This is a genomic window from Inquilinus ginsengisoli, assembly GCF_031453975.1.
Taxonomy (GTDB): domain Bacteria; phylum Pseudomonadota; class Alphaproteobacteria; order DSM-16000; family Inquilinaceae; genus Inquilinus; species Inquilinus ginsengisoli_A.
Window position 1 is genome coordinate 1 of the sequence record NZ_JAVDPW010000010.1, and the last position, 14,847, is coordinate 14,847.

Genomic DNA, 14,847 nt, shown 5'->3' on the forward strand with positions numbered 1-14,847 from the left:
AAAAAGAAGCTCGTCGCCCTCACTGCCCTCATGCGCAAGCTCGTCATCATCGCCAACGCAAAACTCAGACAAGAACATCAACTGAGTTGATGACGAGGGAGGGTCAGCGAAGCCCCAGCCTACCGCCCGGCCGCCTTCTTCGGCACCAGCGACACGGCGCCGAGGACGGCGAGGGTTTCCAGGATCAGGAGGACGGTCAGGGCCGAGCCCTGGAAGATGTCGCCGCGGTCGGTCAGGGCGAAGATGCCGACCGGCAGCGTCACCCAGCCCGGCGGATAGACCATCACGGTGGCGCCCAGCTCGCCCATCGACAGGGCGATGCTGAGGCTGAAGGCGGCCAGCAGGTAGGGCATCAGCAGCGGCAGGGTGACGTGGCGCAGCCGGAAGCCCGGCCGCGCACCCAGGCTTTCCGCCACCTGCTCGAATTCCGGCGCCAGCCGCGACAGCCCGGCCGAGACGTTGCCGAAGGCGAAGGCCGAGATCAGCACCAGATGCACCACCAGCACGATCACCACCGTGCCGTTAAGCAGCACCGGCGGCTGGCTGTAGGCGACCAGCACGCCGAGCCCGACCGAGACCGAGGGCACCGCGCTGGGCAGGAAGAACACCAGCTCCAGCACCCGGCGCAGCCGGCCGGACAGCGACCGCAGCGCCAGCGCCGCCCAGGTGCCGGCCGCCAGCGCCACCAGGCTGGCCACGGCGCCGGTGACCAGGCTGGCCACGATCTGGTCGCCGGAGGAGCCCTGCACCGCCTCGGCATAGTGGCCGAGGGTCGGCAGGCTGGGCAGCACGCCGTTCCACTGCCCGGCGAAGCTGGCCAACACGATCACCGCCAGCGGCGCCACGTAGAGCACGCCGATGATCAGGGCGGTCAGGGCCCAGGCCGCGGCGCGCGAGCGGTCAGACCACAGCAGCATGGCGGCCCCCCAGCTTGCCGACCGCGAGGCGGTAGAGGCTGAACAGGGTCAGCGACAGGGCGACGTTGATCACAGCGATGACGCAGGCGGCGGTGTAGTCGAACTCCTGGATCGCCTTGTCGTAGATCAGCAGCGGCAGGGTGATCACGCCCTTGGCGCCGATGAACAGCACGATGCCGAACTCGTTGACCGTCAGCAGCAGGCACAGGCTGCCGCCGGCCAGCAGCGCCGGCAGGGCGGCGGGCAGGATCACCTGGCGGATGATGCGGCCCGGCCGCGCGCCCAGGCTGCTCGCCACCTCGATCTGCGCCCGGTCGATCAGCGAGAAGGCGGCCATCAGCGGCCGCATCACGAAGGGGCAGTAGACCGTGACCTCGGCCAGGATCACGCCCCAGGGCGAGTACAGGAAGTCGACCGGCGGTGTGGCGAGGTGGAAGATATCGACCAGCCCGGCATTGACCATGCCGGCCGAGCCGTAGAGGAAGGTGAAGGCCAGGGTCACCAGGAAGGTCGGCAGGGCGATGAAGGTGTCGACCAGCCGGGCCACCGCCCCGCTGCCCGGGAAGGGCACGAAGGACAGCAGCAGGGCCAGGGCCAGGCCCACCGCCAGGCAGCCGGCCGTGGCGGCCAGCGCGATCTCGACCGTGTTGGCCAGGGCGCTGCGGAAGGCGCGGGTGCCGAGCACCGCCGCAAAATGGTCCAGGCTGGCGGCATCGCCGTCGCCGGTCAGCGCCTGGCGCAGGATCAGGGCCAGGGGATAGGCGAAGAGCGCGGCCACCACCAGCAGCGGCGGCACCACCCACAGCGAGGCGGCGCCGGGCAGGGCGCGCGGCAGCGTCCGGCCGGCGACGGCCTGGGTCACGGATGGTCCTCGTCGGGCAGCAGGCTGGCGTCGACCGCGGCGAAATGCAGGTCGAGGGTGCTGCCGATCGCCGGCGGCTGGCGCAGCGGCGGCGAGACCACGCGCAGCACCGTGCCGGCCACCTCGACCGTCACCACATGCTGGTCGCCCTGCCACAGCACCTCGTGCACCGTGGTGGGAAGCACGTTGTCATGGTCCGGCCGCGGCGACAGCGACAGCGCGTGCGGGCGGACGCACAGCAGCGCCTGCGCCCCCTTGTCCAGCGACCGGTTGGGGGTGGCGGAGAGCACCAGCCCGCCGATCCGCACCTGCGCCAGCGGGCTGGCGTAGCCGGCGTCTTCGATCACCACCGGCAGCAGGTTCGCCCGGCCGAGGAACTCGGCGGCGAAGCGGTTGGGCGGGGTCTGGTACAGCGGGCCGGTCGGGCCATGGGCGTGCAGCCGGCCGTCGCGCATCACCGCGATGCTGTCGGCCAGGGTCAGCGCCTCGCTCTGGTCATGGGTGACGTAGAGCACGGTCAGGTCGGGCAGGTCGCGGTGCAGCCGCGCCAGCTCCTCGACCATCGACCGGCGGATCTGGGCGTCCAGCGCCGACAGCGGCTCGTCCAGCAGCAGGACCCGCGGCTGGATCGCCAGGGCCCGGGCGATGGCGACGCGCTGCTGCTGCCCGCCGCTGAGCTCGCGCGGATAGCGGTGGGCGTAGCTCTCCATGCCGACGATGCGCAGGCATTCGCGCACCCGGTCGGCGATCAGGTCGCGGGAAGCCCCCTGGGCCCGCAGGCCGAAGGACACGTTCTCGGTGACCCGCATATGCGGGAACAGGGCGTAGTTCTGCACCACCATGCCGATGCCGCGGGCATAGGGCGGCAGATGGGTGACCTCGACATCGCCGATATGGATCCGCCCCGAGGCCGGCCGGACGAAGCCGGCGACGGCGCGCAGCGCGGTGGTCTTGCCCGAGCCGGAGGGGCCGATCAGCGCCAGGATCTCGCCGGGCCGGACCTCGAGCGTCAGGTGGTCCAGCACCACCGTGCCGCGATAGGCCACGGTGACGCCGTCGAAGCGGATGCTGTTGCTGGCCTGGCCCACCGCTGCCGCCGCCCGTGCCGACGGCGCGTCCTGCGCGCCGTCGAGCATGGTGGAGGAGACGGTCATCAGCTGCCGGTGACGTCGTGCCAGCGCGCGACGTCGGCCTGCAGGTCGGCCAGCACCGCGGTCCAGTCCGGGGTCCAGATCTCGACGCCCTTCAGCGCCTGCTCGATCTTCTTGTAGTTGTCGTCGGTCGGCTTGACGTCCGAGCGCACCGGCAGGCCGATGGCGACCGCGCTGACCTTCTCCTGCGCTTCGCGACTCAGCAGGAAGTCGATCAGCTTCTTGCCGTTGGCGCTGTTCGGGGCGCCATGCACCAGGGCGACGTAGTAGGGCAGGGCGAAGGTCGACCGCTTGCCGTCCGTGCCGGCCGGCCAGAACACCCGGATGTTCGGGTTGTCGCCCATCTGCGACATGTTCATCTGCAGGTCGCCATTGGCGACGAACAGCTCACCCTTGTTGACCAGCGCGGTCAGCTTGCCGGTCGAGGAGGACGGGCCGACATTGTTGTCCTGCAGCTTCTGCAGATAGTCGAACGCCGCGTCCTTGCCGCCGAAGGCGTGGAAGGCCTGGATCATCACGGCGGTGCCGTCGCCGGCCTGGCCGGGGGTCGAGTACTGGATCTTGCCCTTGAACTTGGCGTCCAGCAGGTCGGCGAAGGTCTTCGGCGCGTCGGCCAGCGAGCTGCCGTTGTAGATGAAGCTCAGATAGTTGTTCACCAGCGGCAGGTAGGCGTCCTTCGGGCCCTTCTCGGCGGCCGGGATCTTGTCGGAACCGGCGGCGGCATAAGGCTCCAGCAGGCCGGAGGCGGCGGCGTTCTGGATGAAGGGGGGCAGGGTCACCAGGACGTCGGCCTGCGGGTTGGCCTTCTCCTTGGCGATGCGGTCGACCACGACGCCGGAGCCGGCCTCGATGTACTGGACCTTGATGCCGGTGGCCTTGGTGAAGGCGTCGAACTCCTCACCGTACCAGCTCGGCGTGCCGTCATGCAGGCCGTCGGCGCTGTAGATGGTGACGACGTCCGCGGCCATGGCCGGGCCGGTGCCGAGCAATGCGAACGCGCAGATCGCGATCGCCGGGGTCTTGATCGTCATGGGTGACCTCTCGCATCCACGGGAGTCGTGGCGCGCGGGACCCTATACCCGTTGTGTGAAGCTTTGGTGTCGGCCGGCCCGCGACAAAGCGATCCTAGCCGGCGGGGGCGGAAATGCAATTCCGCCCCCGGGCTGATGGGCGATCCGCCGCTTAGTTCAGCGGGATCGAGAGGTTGAAGGTCAGCTCTTCCACGCCCGGATTGACGTCGCCGATGCCGGCGTTGGAGATGTGATGGAAGGCGGCGCCGACCCGCATCTTGTTGTCGAACTCCCAGGCCGCTTCGACGCCGGTCCGGAATTCCAGGGTCGAGCCCATCTCGCGGCCGTCGCCGTTGAAATAGGCGCCCACCGCGGCATTCGGCGACAGGATGAAATGGTCGCCGAACCGCACGTCCAGCATGCCACCGCCATAGATATAGGAGGCGGAATCGGTGGTGCCTTCGATGCCGATGAAGGGCCGGATGCGCAGGAACTCGGTGTTGAAGCGCAGCTCGACCCGGCCGACGCCGGCGCCGCCGTCGTCGCGGTCGGTGTGACTGGTGTCGCCCTTGTCGTTCAGGATGTTGTAGTAGCCGGCGCCGACGGTCAGCGACAGCGGCAGGTCGGTGTTGCCGTTGCCGACATGGATGTCACCGATGTCGGAGGTCTCGCCGAGGATGCCGGCGGCGAGGATCGCGGCCGAGCCGATGCCGATCCAGATCGGCACATTGGCGGCCTGCGCCGCACCCTGCATCGATCCGATCACGATGGCAGCCGTCGCCACACCGGTCAGGAGCTTCTTCATTCCACATCCTTCAACTTCCTGCCGGGACTCGGCCCCGGGGTCCGCGGATGATTACGGGTGCGTTAAATCCGACGCAATGCTTTTCGAGCCGGTCACTGTCCGGTCGCAGGGGCATCGGCGCTGCTGTCGCCGCGCTGGTCCAGGCGCAATTCGATGCGACGGTTGCGGCGATAGGCGTCAGGCGTGGTGCCCGTGTCGAGCGGCTGCCACTCGCCGAAACCCGCGGCGGCCATGCGTTGCGGCGGGATGCCCTGGCTCGCCAGGAAGTTCAGCACCGACAGCGCCCGGGCGGTCGAAAGCTCCCAGTTCGTGGCGTAGGGGCCATTGCCGCTGAAGGGCTGGCGGTCGGTGTGGCCGTCGATCCGCAGCAGCCAGTCGACATCGGGCGGGAACTGCGCGGCGATTCGCTTCAGCGTCTCGGCGAAGGTGGCCAGCTGCTGCTCGCCGCCCTCCTGCAGCTGGGCCGAGCCGACCGGGAACAGCACCTCGGATTGGAACACGAAGCGGTCGCCGACGACGCGGACATCCTGCCGCTCGCCCAGAACGTCGCGCAGCTTGCCGAAGAAGGCGGAGCGCGAGCGGCTGAGCTCGTCGACCTTGCGCACCAGCGCCTGGTTCAGCCGCGAGTTGAGATTGGCGATCTCCAGGTCCTTGGCGGTGACCGTGGATTCGGAGTCGCGCAGGGTCGATTCGATCTGCGACAGCTGCTGGCGCAGGGCCGCGGCCTCGGTCGCCAGCTGCTGGCTGGTCTTGCGCTCGCTGTCGCTGGTCGATTTCTCGGTCGCCAGTGCCGCGGTGGCGCGGTCCAGCGTGCCGCTGAGATCGGCGATGCGGGCGTTCAGCTGCTCGACCCGGGCGGTCAGGTCCTGCACGTCCTTCTGCGAGGCGGCGGCGCGGCTGGTGGCGTCGCCGAGCTGCGCTGTCAGGCCTTGCACATCCTTCTGCGATGCGGCGATGCGGCTGTTGGCGTCGCCGAGCTGCGTCTCCAGCGTCTTGACGCGGTCCTGCCCGGCCTGGGCGTCCCGGGTTGCCTGATCCCGCGCCGTGCGGGTGCGGTCCAGCTCGGCGGCCAAGGCCGTCGCCTCCGCCTGCCGCTGCTGCAGCGTGGCGCCGAGATCCGACGCATCCTTGCGGCTGGCCGCCAGCGCGGTCGAGAGGTTGGTGACGGTCAGGTCGCGATCCTGGCCGCTGGTGCGCAGGGTCGCCGCATCGGCCTGCAGCTGGGCCAGCTCGCGCCGTTGCCGCTCAATCGTCGCCTGGTTGTCCTGGATCACCCGTGCCGCCTCCTGCAGCTGGGCGTCGCGGTCGGTGGTGCCGCCGGTCAGGGTCTGGATCTGGGCCAGGGCGGTGCGCAGCTGGCGGTCGATCGCATCGCGGCCCTGTTCGGCGGCGGCGAGGCGGTTGCCGAGGTCGGCCCGCTCCCGAGCGGTGCCGTCCAGGTCGGTCGACAGCCGCGCGATGCGGGTCTGCAAATCGTGGCCGGTCTCCTGCTCCAGCGCTAGCCGGTCGGTCAGGTCGGACACCTGGCGGTTCAGCCGGCCGACGGTCTCGTCGCGGCCGCTGACCATGGTCGACAGGTAGAACTGCGAGACCAGGAACACCATCAGCAGGAAGATCACGACCATCAGCAGCGACGACAGCGCGTCGACCCAGCCGGGCCAGACATCGACCTGGCGGCGTTCGCCGAAGGAGTAACGGCCGCGCATCGCCATCCGCGTCAGCGCCCCTCGGGCCCTTCGGCCAAGGCGGCGATGGTGCGGGCCAACAGCTTGATCTCGCCCCGGATCTCGCCGGACAGCTGGATCCGGCCGGTCGACATCTCCTCGATCAGCCGGCGGACCGTGGTGTCCAGGCTGCGGATGTGCTGGCGCGTCGGCTCGTCCATGCCGAAGCGGTCGGATTCGAGCGTCGAGGCCAGGCGGGTCAGCACCAGGGCGGTGGTGGCCTGGGTTTCCGCGAGGCGGGCGGTCAGCGCCTGCTGGCCCTGCAGGTGATCGTCGATCGCGGCGAGCTGGCCGGCGACGGCACCGAGCGCGCCGCCCTGGCCGCGACGCTCCTCATCCGCCTGGACGGTCAGGCGGCGCAGCGCATCGAGATTCTCCGCGGTCTGGGCGACCACCGACTGGATATAGGCGGGGAGCACCGATTCCGTCATCTCGAACTCGCCGCCGCCACCGTCGCGCGGCCCGGCGGACAGGCGGGTGTTGGCCGACAGCCAGTCTTCCAGCTCGTTGTAGAAGCGGTTCTGGGCCTGGCTGGCCTGCAGCTCGAGGAAACCGAGGGCGAGCGAGCCGGACAGGCCGAACAGCGAGGCGCTGAAGGCGGTGCCCATGCCTTGCAGCGGGGCTTCGAGGCCGTGCTTGAGGCTGGCGAAGGCGGCGCCGATGTCGGTCGCCTCCATGTTCAGCCCGGCGATGACGCCGCTGGCCGACCGCACCGTCTCCAAGAGGCCCCAGAAGGTGCCGAGCAGGCCGAGGAAGATCAGCAGGCCGATCAGGTAGCGCGATATCTCGCGGCTTTCGCTCAGCCTGGCGCCGATGGCGTCGACCAGCGAACGCATCGCCAGCGGCGACAGGCTCAGCTCGCCCTGCTGCTCGGCGATCACCCGGGCGATCGGGGCCAGCAGGCGCGGCTGCGGCGCCTGCACCCGGCCGGCGCCGTTGCGCTGCGCCAGATAGGCCTCGATCCAGCGGATGTCGGGCTCGAGGTTCAGCACCGCGCGGAAGCAGAAGACGATGCCGAACAGGGTGGTGCACAGGATCACGCCGTTCAGCGCCGGATTGGCCATGAAGGCGGAGGACACGCCGAGCGCCAGCAGGGCCGCGACGATGGCGACGACGATGACGAAGATCGTCATCCGGATCACATACCGCCGCGGGCTGGACATCGTGGTGCGCATCGACGACGGGCGGGACGCCAGGGCGGTGGTCGACATCAGGGCGCCTTCACTGGATCCGGAGGTCGACGCGGTCCGCGGGCTGGTCCGGCGGCGAGGTGTTGCCGAGCGCCCGGATGGCGATGCGCTTGTTGTCGATGCCGCGGTCGATCAGGAAGGCGCGGATGTTGAGCGCCCGGCTGAGGGAGACGCGGCGGGAACCGGCCGGGTCCGGCTTGGGCCCGGCATAGGCCCGGATCTCGATCTGGCTCGTCGCGTCGGCGACCAGCCGTTCGGACAGGCCGGACAGCATGTCGCCCGCGGTGGTGTCCATCTCCTCGGCGCCGGGGGCGAAGCGGATGCGGAAGCCGTTGCCGGGGACCAGGCCGACGGTGTCGCCCGGCGCCATCTCCGGCATGGCGGCGACCTTGACGTTCGGGTCGGCGAAGCCGGCGCCCTTGACCATGACGTCGGCGTCGTAGGACGAGGGCGCGTCGGGCAGCTGGGGCAGGGACGGGATGCCCGCCTGCCGGACCGACGGTTCCAGGAACGGGATCGGGCCGGTCACCGGGCCGGAGGAGGTCGGCACCGGCAGGGGCTGCGGCCGCTGGGCCTCGCCACCGCTCAGGATCCGGGTGTCGAGCACCAGGTCGCCGGCGGCATCCTGCGCCGCCGCCACCGAGATGCCCAGAAGCAGGGCGGCCGGCACCAGCAGGGCCGCCGCACTCAACCGCACCCGCCGGCCGGTCTCTCGCCGATTGGTCAAGCCGAACCTCTCAACGCTACGGAACATCGATGATACACCCGCTCGCGACGGGGCGGACCATAGCCTAGCGGAGTAGGTCGAAACAATCGTCAAGCGACGTCAGGCGCCAAGCGGGGTCAGGAGGCGTTGGCGGCCTTCGGCGGGCGCGGCGCACGGGCCTTGGTGATGGCCATGGCCAGCGTCTTGTGCATCAGGGCGTTGCCGGCGACGACCGTGTCGGCCTTCAGCGCCGGGCTCTTGCCGTCGATGTCGGTGGCGAAGCCCCCGGCCTCCTGCACCAGCACGATGCCGGCGGCGACGTCCCACGGGTTCAGTGACGTCTCCCAGAAACCGTCGAAGCGGGCGGCGGCGACATAGGCGAGGTCGAGCGACGCCGCCCCCATCCGGCGGATGCCGGAGACATGGGGCATGATCATCGCCAGCTCGCGCTGGAAGCCGATGCTGTCGCCGCGGCCCTTGAACGGCATGCCGGTGCCGATCAGCGCGTCGGCCAGGTTCGAGCGGCTGGAGACGCGCAGGCGGCGGTCGTTGAGATAGGCGCCGACGCCCCGTTCCGCCCAGTACAGCTCGTCCGTCACCGGGTTGAAGATCACGCCGGCGACCGGCACGCCTTCCTGCTCCAGCGCGATCGAGATCGCGAAATGCGGGATGCCGTGCAGGAAGTTGGTGGTGCCGTCGAGCGGGTCGACGATCCAGCGCCGGTCCTTGTCCTCACCCTCGACCGCGCCGCCTTCCTCCATCAGCCAGCCGAAGCGGGGCCGCGCCCGGGTCAGCTCCTGGCGCAGGGTGTCCTCGGCCTTGAGGTCGGCGGCGGAGACGAAATCGGCCGGCCCCTTGCGGCTGACCTGCAGGTTCTCGACCTCGCCGAAATCTCGGACGAGGCCGCGCCCGGCCTTCTGGGCCGCGCGGATCATGACGGTGATGAGGGGGGAACGTCCGGCCATAAGGGGGTATCAGTCCTTCGCGCGCTCGAGATAAGTGCCGTCGGCCGTATTGACGACGATCCGGGTGCCCGAGGCGATGTGCGGCGGAACCATGACGCGCACGCCGTTCTCGAGCAGGGCCGGCTTGTAGGAGGAGGAGGCGGTCTGCCCCTTCACCACCGGGTCGGCTTCGCTGATGGTCATGGTGACGGTCTGCGGCAGCTCGACCGAGAGGGGCGAGCCCTCATGCACGGTCACAGTGCAGACCATGCCTTCCTGCAGGAAGCGGGCCGGTTCGCCGACCACGTCGGCCGGGACCTGGGTCTGCTCGAAGCTCTCATTGTCCATGAAGGTGTAGTGATCGCCTTCCTGGTACAGGAACTGCATCTCGTGTTCGTCGAGACGGGCGCGCTCCACCGTTTCCTGGGTGCGGAAACGCTGCTGCGTCTTGGTGCCGGTGCGGGCGTCCTTCATCTCGACCTGGATGATGGCGTTGCCCTTGCCCGGCTGGATGATCTCGATCTTGGTCACGAGCATCAGCTTGCCCTCGTGCTCGAGGACGTTGCCCGGCCGGATCGTGATGGCGTTGACCTTCATGGCGGATCTTCTGACAGAAATGCGTGTCGCGCCCCACTGGCGCGCCGGGGCGGCACGACAAAGGCGGCGCGATGGGCGCGGACCCTAGCAGCAAGTCCCGGCAAGGGCAACGTCGAGTCGGCGGAAGTCTGCGGGAGACGGCGCGATGCGGCCGCTGCGCCGCGCCGCTCGACCTGCTATCGAAGGGCCGATGGCAGGATCAGGTGACGACATGGCGACGGAAACCGGCATTCGGGGCTTGCGCGGCCGCTGGTGGCAGAGCGGCGTCTACGCCCGCAAGCGGCCCTATCTGGAGGCGCGGGCCCGGATCACGGCGGCGGTGCGGCGGGTCTTCGCCGAGCGCGGCTTCCTCGAGGTCGACACCCCGGCGCTGCAGGTCTCGCCCGGGCTGGAGCCGCATCTAGTGGCGTTCCGGACCGAGCTGCGCGGCCCGCATCCGGACGATTCGCAGGCGCTGTACCTGCACACCAGCCCTGAATTCGCGATGAAGAAGCTGCTGGCGGCCGGGCTGGAGCGGATCTTCCAGCTCAGCCACGTCTTCCGCAACGCCGAGCGCTCCGCCACCCACCATCCCGAATTCTCGATGATCGAGTGGTACCGGGCGGGCGAGGGCTACCGGGTGCTGATCGACGACTGCAAGGCGCTGTTCCAGGCCGCGGCAAAGGCGGCTGGTCGAGACCGGCTGTCGTGGCGCGGCCAGGAGTGCGACCCCTTCGCCGAATGGCGGGTGCTGACGGTGCAGCAGGCGTTCCAGGAATTCGCCGGCATCGACCTGCTGGCGACGGCGCCCGACCCGCTGGCGCCGGACCTCACGGCTCTGAACGCGGCGACCACCGCGATCGGCATCCCGGCCCGCGACGGCGACCGCTGGGACGACTTGTTCTTCCGTGTGTTCCTGGAGCGGATCGAGCCTCGGCTCGGCCTCGGCAGCCCCTGCGTGCTGACCGACTACCCGCTGTCGATGGCGGCGCTGTCGCGGCCCAACCCGGACGACCCGCGCACCGCCGAGCGCTTCGAGCTCTATGTCGGCGGGCTGGAGCTGGCCAACGCCTTCGGCGAGCTGACCGACGTCGAGGCCCAGCGCGCCCGGTTCGAGGCCGACATGGACCTGAAGCAGCAGCTCTACGGCGTGCGCTATCCGATCGACGAGGACTTCCTGGCGGCGCTCGATCCCGACCGTGGCGGCGGCCTTCCCGATTGCAGCGGGATCGCGCTAGGCTTCGACCGCCTGGTGATGCTTGCGACCGGCGCCGATCACATCGATGACGTGCTGTGGGCGCCCGTCATCGGAACGATGGTCGCGCGCTGAGCGTTCTGGCATGACCGCCCCAGGGCGGTGTTCCGTCCCCAAGGCGGTGTTCGTCGATCCGGAGAAGCTGATGATCCTGCACCCCGACTGCGAAGCGTATCTGGCGGCGGTGGAGCGCTGGCGGGAAGAGACCAGCATCCAGTCCTGGGCGGATATCGGAGCGGATCGGGCCAAGGCGACGTTCAGCCAGCTCAAGCTGTCGCGGATGCCGCCGTTGCCGGAGATGGACCTGGCCGAGGATTACGAGATCGAAGGCCGCGCCGGGCCGCGCCGGGTGCGCATCCTGCGGCCGAAGGGGGCGGGCACCGGCCCGCTGCCGGTGGCGCTGTACTTCCATGGCGGCGGCTATGTGATGGGCGGTATCGACGAGAGCGAGGACGAGGCCCGGCGGATCGCCGCCAACACGCCGGCCCTGGTGATCTCGGCCAGCTACCGCCTGGGCCCGGACCATCCGTTCCCGGCAGCGATCGACGACGCCTATGACGCGCTGCTGTGGACCGCCCACCATGCCGCGCATTTCGGCGGCGACGCGCGCCGGCTGATGGTCGGCGGCACCAGCGCGGGCGCCGGGCTGGCCGCCGCGATCAGCCGCCTGGCTGCGACCGAGAACGGGCCGCGCATCGCCCTGACCTACCTGCTGTGCCCCTGGCTGGACCTGACCATGAGCCAGCATTCGGTGCTGGACTACGGCGAGGGCTACGGGCTGGACCGGGTCGACCTGGAATGGTTCCGGCAATGCTATCTCGGGCCGGACGAGCCGGCCGACCACCCACTGGCCTCGCCGACCCTGCATCCGGTGCCGCCGCGGTTGCCGAAGACCTTCATCCTGGCGGCCGAATGCGACCCGCTGCGCGACGAGGCCCGGGTCTATGCCCGCAAGCTGAAGGAAGCGAAGATCCCGGTCTCCTACGTCCTGGCGCCGGGCATGATCCACGCCTTCAACGTGCTGACCCACCTGATCCCCGCCGGCCTGCCGCACATCGCCGCGATCGACGAGGCGCTGCGGGGGGTGTGAGGGGAGGCGGCCGAGTGGCCCGCGCTTCCACGATGGCCGTCCTCGGGTTCGACCCACCTCACTCACTGTCATTGCCCGGCTTGACCGGGCAATCCAGGGGCCACCAAGAGCGGTTCTGGCCGCCCCTGGATGCCACGGTCAAGCCGTGGCATGACAATTCTGGATAAAGATCTCGATATAAATCAAAATACTATAAAGAAAATCTAATGTTCTACGCGAACTCTACTCCACCTCGCGCTCGACCCTGAAGCGCGTCCCGCTCACGCCGGCGATGCGGATGCGGGTGCCGGCGGGCAGGTCCGGGCCTTCGGCGCCCCAGGTGGTCTCGCCGACCCGGATGCGGCCGGTGCCGTTGGCGATCGGTTCGGTCAGCGTCACCACCCGGCCGATATACTGCTCGCCGCGGCGGTTCAGCGTCGGCTGGTCGCTGGCCTCGGTCCGCGGCTTCAGATAGACCCGCCAGGCGACGACGGACGCCACCGAGAGCACGGCGAAGACCAGGACCTGCGCTTCCCATCCGACCGCCGGAATCAGCCAGGACAGGATCCCGACCACCGCGGCCGAGATGGCGAGCCAGAGGAAGAAGGTGGCAGGGACCATGACCTCGAGGATCAGCAGCACCACCGCTGCGATCCACCACCACCAGAATTCGGGGCCGTTCACCATCATGGCTTCGGGGCCCAGGGCCCGCCCTCCGGCGCCGGCGGATCGGCCGGACGGCGGGGCGGCAGCGCCTGCGGCGCAGCGCCGTCTCGACCCAAGGCCTCACGCGCGATCTCGGCAATGCCGCCGATGGCGCCGATCACATTGGCGGCATCGAGCGGCAGGAACAGCACCTTGTGGTTCGGGGCGCTGGCCATCGCCTTCAGCGAATCGACGTATTTGGTGGCGACGAAGTAGTTCAGCGCCTGCACGCTGCCATTGGCGATGGCCTCGCTGACCATGCCGGTCGCCTTGGCCTCGGCCTCGGCGGAGCGCTCGCGCGCCTCGGCATCGCGGAACGCCGCCTCGCGCCGGCCCTCGGATTCCAGGATCGCCGCCTGCTTCAGGCCCTCGGCGCGCAGGATCTGCGCCTGCCGGGTGCCCTCGGCCTCGAGGATGGTGGCGCGGCGGTCGCGCTCGGCCTTCATCTGCCGGCCCATGCTCTCGACCAGGTCGCGCGGCGGGGTGATGTCGCGGATCTCGATGCGGGTGACCTTGACGCCCCAGGGCTCGGTGGCGTCGTCGACCACCTTCATCAGCCGGACGTTGATCTGGTCGCGGTTCGACAGCAGCTCGTCGAGGTCCATCGAGCCCATCACCGTGCGGATGTTGGTCATGGTCAGGTTGATGATCGCCGATTCGAGGTTGCCGACCTCGTAGGCCGCCTTGGCCGCGTCCAGCACCTGGTAGAAGATTACGCCGTCGACCGTCACCATGGCGTTGTCCTTGGTGATGATCTCCTGCTGCGGCACCTCCAGCACCGTCTCCATCATCGACAGCTTGGCGCCGATCTGGTCGACGAAGGGCACGATCAGGTTCAGGCCGGGGCGCAGCGTGCGGGTGTAGCGGCCGAAGCGCTCCACCGTCCATTCGCGGCCCTGCGGGACCGACTTCACCCCCATGAAGATGACCAGGACCGCCAGGACCAGAATGGCGATGACGATGATCGCGAAGGGCGAGAACGGCATGGTGAGTATCGCTCGTAGTGGCGGCTTGGCCACAGTGTGCCATAGCGGCCGGGTGGCCGGACGGATTATTTCACCAGAACTTTATGGCGGAAACGCAGCCGGCGGCGGCGCAGCGGCTCGGATCGCCGCCGGCCTGCAACTCGGCCGATTCAAGGCTCGAACTGCTCCTTGAGGATGCGCTCCTCCAGGGTCTTGCCGGGGTCGAACAGCAGGGTCAGCGACACCTCCTGGTCTTCGGCGATCTCGACCCGGACGACGTTGCGCACCTCGGTCGAATCGGCCACGGCGCTGACCGGGCGCTTCGGCACCTCGAGGATGTCGAAGACGATGGTCGCCTTCTGCGGCAGCAGGGCGCCGCGCCAGCGGCGGGGCCGGAAGGCGCTGATCGGGGTCAGCGCCAGGATGCCGGCGCTGAGCGGGATGATCGGGCCATGCGCCGAGAGGTTGTAGGCGGTGCTGCCGGCCGGGGTCGAGACGATCGCCCCGTCGCAGATCAGCTCCGACATCCGCTCGATGCCGTCGATGGTGATCCGCAGCTTCGCCGTCTGCCGGGTCTGGCGCAGCAACGACACCTCGTTGATGCCCAGCGCCTCGTGCACCGCGCCGTCCGTGGTGGTCGCCCGCATCCGCAGCGGGTGCAGGATCACGGTGCGCGCCGCCGCCACCCGCCACGGCAGGTCCTCCTCATGGAAATCGTTGAGGAGGAAGCCGACCGAGCCGCAGTTCATGCCGAAGATCGGCCGGCCGCGTTCGACGCAGCGATGCAGCGTCTCCAGCAGGAAGCCGTCGCCGCCCAGCGCCACGATCGCATCGGCCGTCTCGGGCGGATGCTGGCCCCAGCGGGCGACGAGCCGGGCCTGCGCCGCGAGCGCCTCGGGGGTGTCGGCGGCGACGATCGCCAGGCGGGGCGGGGCCGGGGGGGGAGTGACGTGGGTCATAGCGCAGGG

Annotated in this window: 15 protein-coding genes; 2 read left to right on the forward strand and 13 right to left on the reverse strand. The window is 69.7% G+C overall.

What is annotated here, in order from left to right:
* Window positions 1-119 precede the first annotated feature (119 nt).
* The 10 genes from E9232_RS26190 to efp form a co-directional block, all read right to left on the reverse strand.
* Entirely contained in the window at window positions 120-917 is a 798-nt protein-coding gene (locus E9232_RS26190; RefSeq protein ID WP_309799097.1) for an ABC transporter permease subunit, read from the reverse strand.
* Window positions 901-1,779 (reverse strand): 2-aminoethylphosphonate ABC transporter permease subunit, encoded by an 879-nt coding sequence (locus E9232_RS26195; protein WP_309799099.1) that lies wholly within the window; start codon window positions 1,777-1,779, stop codon window positions 901-903. Before E9232_RS26195 ends, E9232_RS26190 begins: the two co-directional genes overlap by 17 nt.
* Window positions 1,776-2,933, reverse strand: a complete 1,158-nt coding sequence (locus tag E9232_RS26200) for an ABC transporter ATP-binding protein (protein ID WP_309799100.1) — start codon at window positions 2,931-2,933, stop codon at window positions 1,776-1,778. Before E9232_RS26200 ends, E9232_RS26195 begins: the two co-directional genes overlap by 4 nt.
* Window positions 2,933-3,961: a 2-aminoethylphosphonate ABC transporter substrate-binding protein gene (locus E9232_RS26205; RefSeq protein ID WP_309799102.1), complete on the reverse strand. Its 1,029-nt coding sequence runs from the start codon at window positions 3,959-3,961 to the stop codon at window positions 2,933-2,935. The genes E9232_RS26200 and E9232_RS26205 overlap by 1 nt, the downstream gene beginning before the upstream one ends.
* A gap of 151 nt (window positions 3,962-4,112) precedes the next feature.
* On the reverse strand, window positions 4,113-4,745 hold the full coding sequence (locus tag E9232_RS26210) for an acyloxyacyl hydrolase (protein WP_309799103.1): 633 nt from the start codon (window positions 4,743-4,745) through the stop codon (window positions 4,113-4,115).
* A gap of 92 nt (window positions 4,746-4,837) precedes the next feature.
* On the reverse strand, window positions 4,838-6,451 hold the full coding sequence (locus E9232_RS26215; RefSeq protein WP_309799105.1) for a peptidoglycan -binding protein: 1,614 nt from the start codon (window positions 6,449-6,451) through the stop codon (window positions 4,838-4,840).
* An 11-nt stretch (window positions 6,452-6,462) separates the two neighbouring features.
* Complete coding sequence (locus E9232_RS26220; protein ID WP_309799107.1) at window positions 6,463-7,680, reverse strand: flagellar motor protein MotA; 1,218 nt, start codon at window positions 7,678-7,680, stop codon at window positions 6,463-6,465.
* 10 nt (window positions 7,681-7,690) lie between these two features.
* Window positions 7,691-8,386, reverse strand: coding sequence for an OmpA family protein (locus tag E9232_RS26225; RefSeq protein ID WP_309799110.1), 696 nt, complete (start codon window positions 8,384-8,386; stop codon window positions 7,691-7,693).
* 116 nt (window positions 8,387-8,502) lie between these two features.
* Window positions 8,503-9,330: an inositol monophosphatase family protein gene (locus E9232_RS26230; RefSeq protein ID WP_309799112.1), complete on the reverse strand. Its 828-nt coding sequence runs from the start codon at window positions 9,328-9,330 to the stop codon at window positions 8,503-8,505.
* 9 nt (window positions 9,331-9,339) lie between these two features.
* Window positions 9,340-9,906 (reverse strand): elongation factor P, encoded by a 567-nt coding sequence (efp, locus tag E9232_RS26235; protein ID WP_309799113.1) that lies wholly within the window; start codon window positions 9,904-9,906, stop codon window positions 9,340-9,342.
* Window positions 9,907-10,117: 211 nt separating this feature from the next.
* Here efp and epmA point away from each other — a divergent pair, with 211 nt between their 5' ends.
* Window positions 10,118-11,215, forward strand: coding sequence for an EF-P lysine aminoacylase EpmA (gene epmA, locus E9232_RS26240; protein WP_309799114.1), 1,098 nt, complete (start codon window positions 10,118-10,120; stop codon window positions 11,213-11,215).
* A gap of 10 nt (window positions 11,216-11,225) precedes the next feature.
* Window positions 11,226-12,230 carry an alpha/beta hydrolase gene (locus E9232_RS26245; RefSeq protein ID WP_309799116.1) on the forward strand — a complete coding sequence of 335 codons (1,005 nt, stop codon included), beginning with the start codon at window positions 11,226-11,228 and terminating at the stop codon, window positions 12,228-12,230.
* A gap of 222 nt (window positions 12,231-12,452) precedes the next feature.
* Here E9232_RS26245 and E9232_RS26250 read toward each other — a convergent pair whose 3' ends face one another.
* From E9232_RS26250 to E9232_RS26260, 3 genes are all read right to left on the reverse strand, one after another.
* Entirely contained in the window at window positions 12,453-12,896 is a 444-nt protein-coding gene (locus E9232_RS26250) for an NfeD family protein (RefSeq protein WP_309799118.1), read from the reverse strand.
* Window positions 12,896-13,900 (reverse strand): SPFH domain-containing protein, encoded by a 1,005-nt coding sequence (locus tag E9232_RS26255; protein WP_309799121.1) that lies wholly within the window; start codon window positions 13,898-13,900, stop codon window positions 12,896-12,898. The genes E9232_RS26250 and E9232_RS26255 overlap by 1 nt, the downstream gene beginning before the upstream one ends.
* 149 nt (window positions 13,901-14,049) lie before the next feature.
* Window positions 14,050-14,838 (reverse strand): NAD kinase, encoded by a 789-nt coding sequence (locus E9232_RS26260; RefSeq protein WP_309799123.1) that lies wholly within the window; start codon window positions 14,836-14,838, stop codon window positions 14,050-14,052.
* Window positions 14,839-14,847 lie beyond the last annotated feature (9 nt).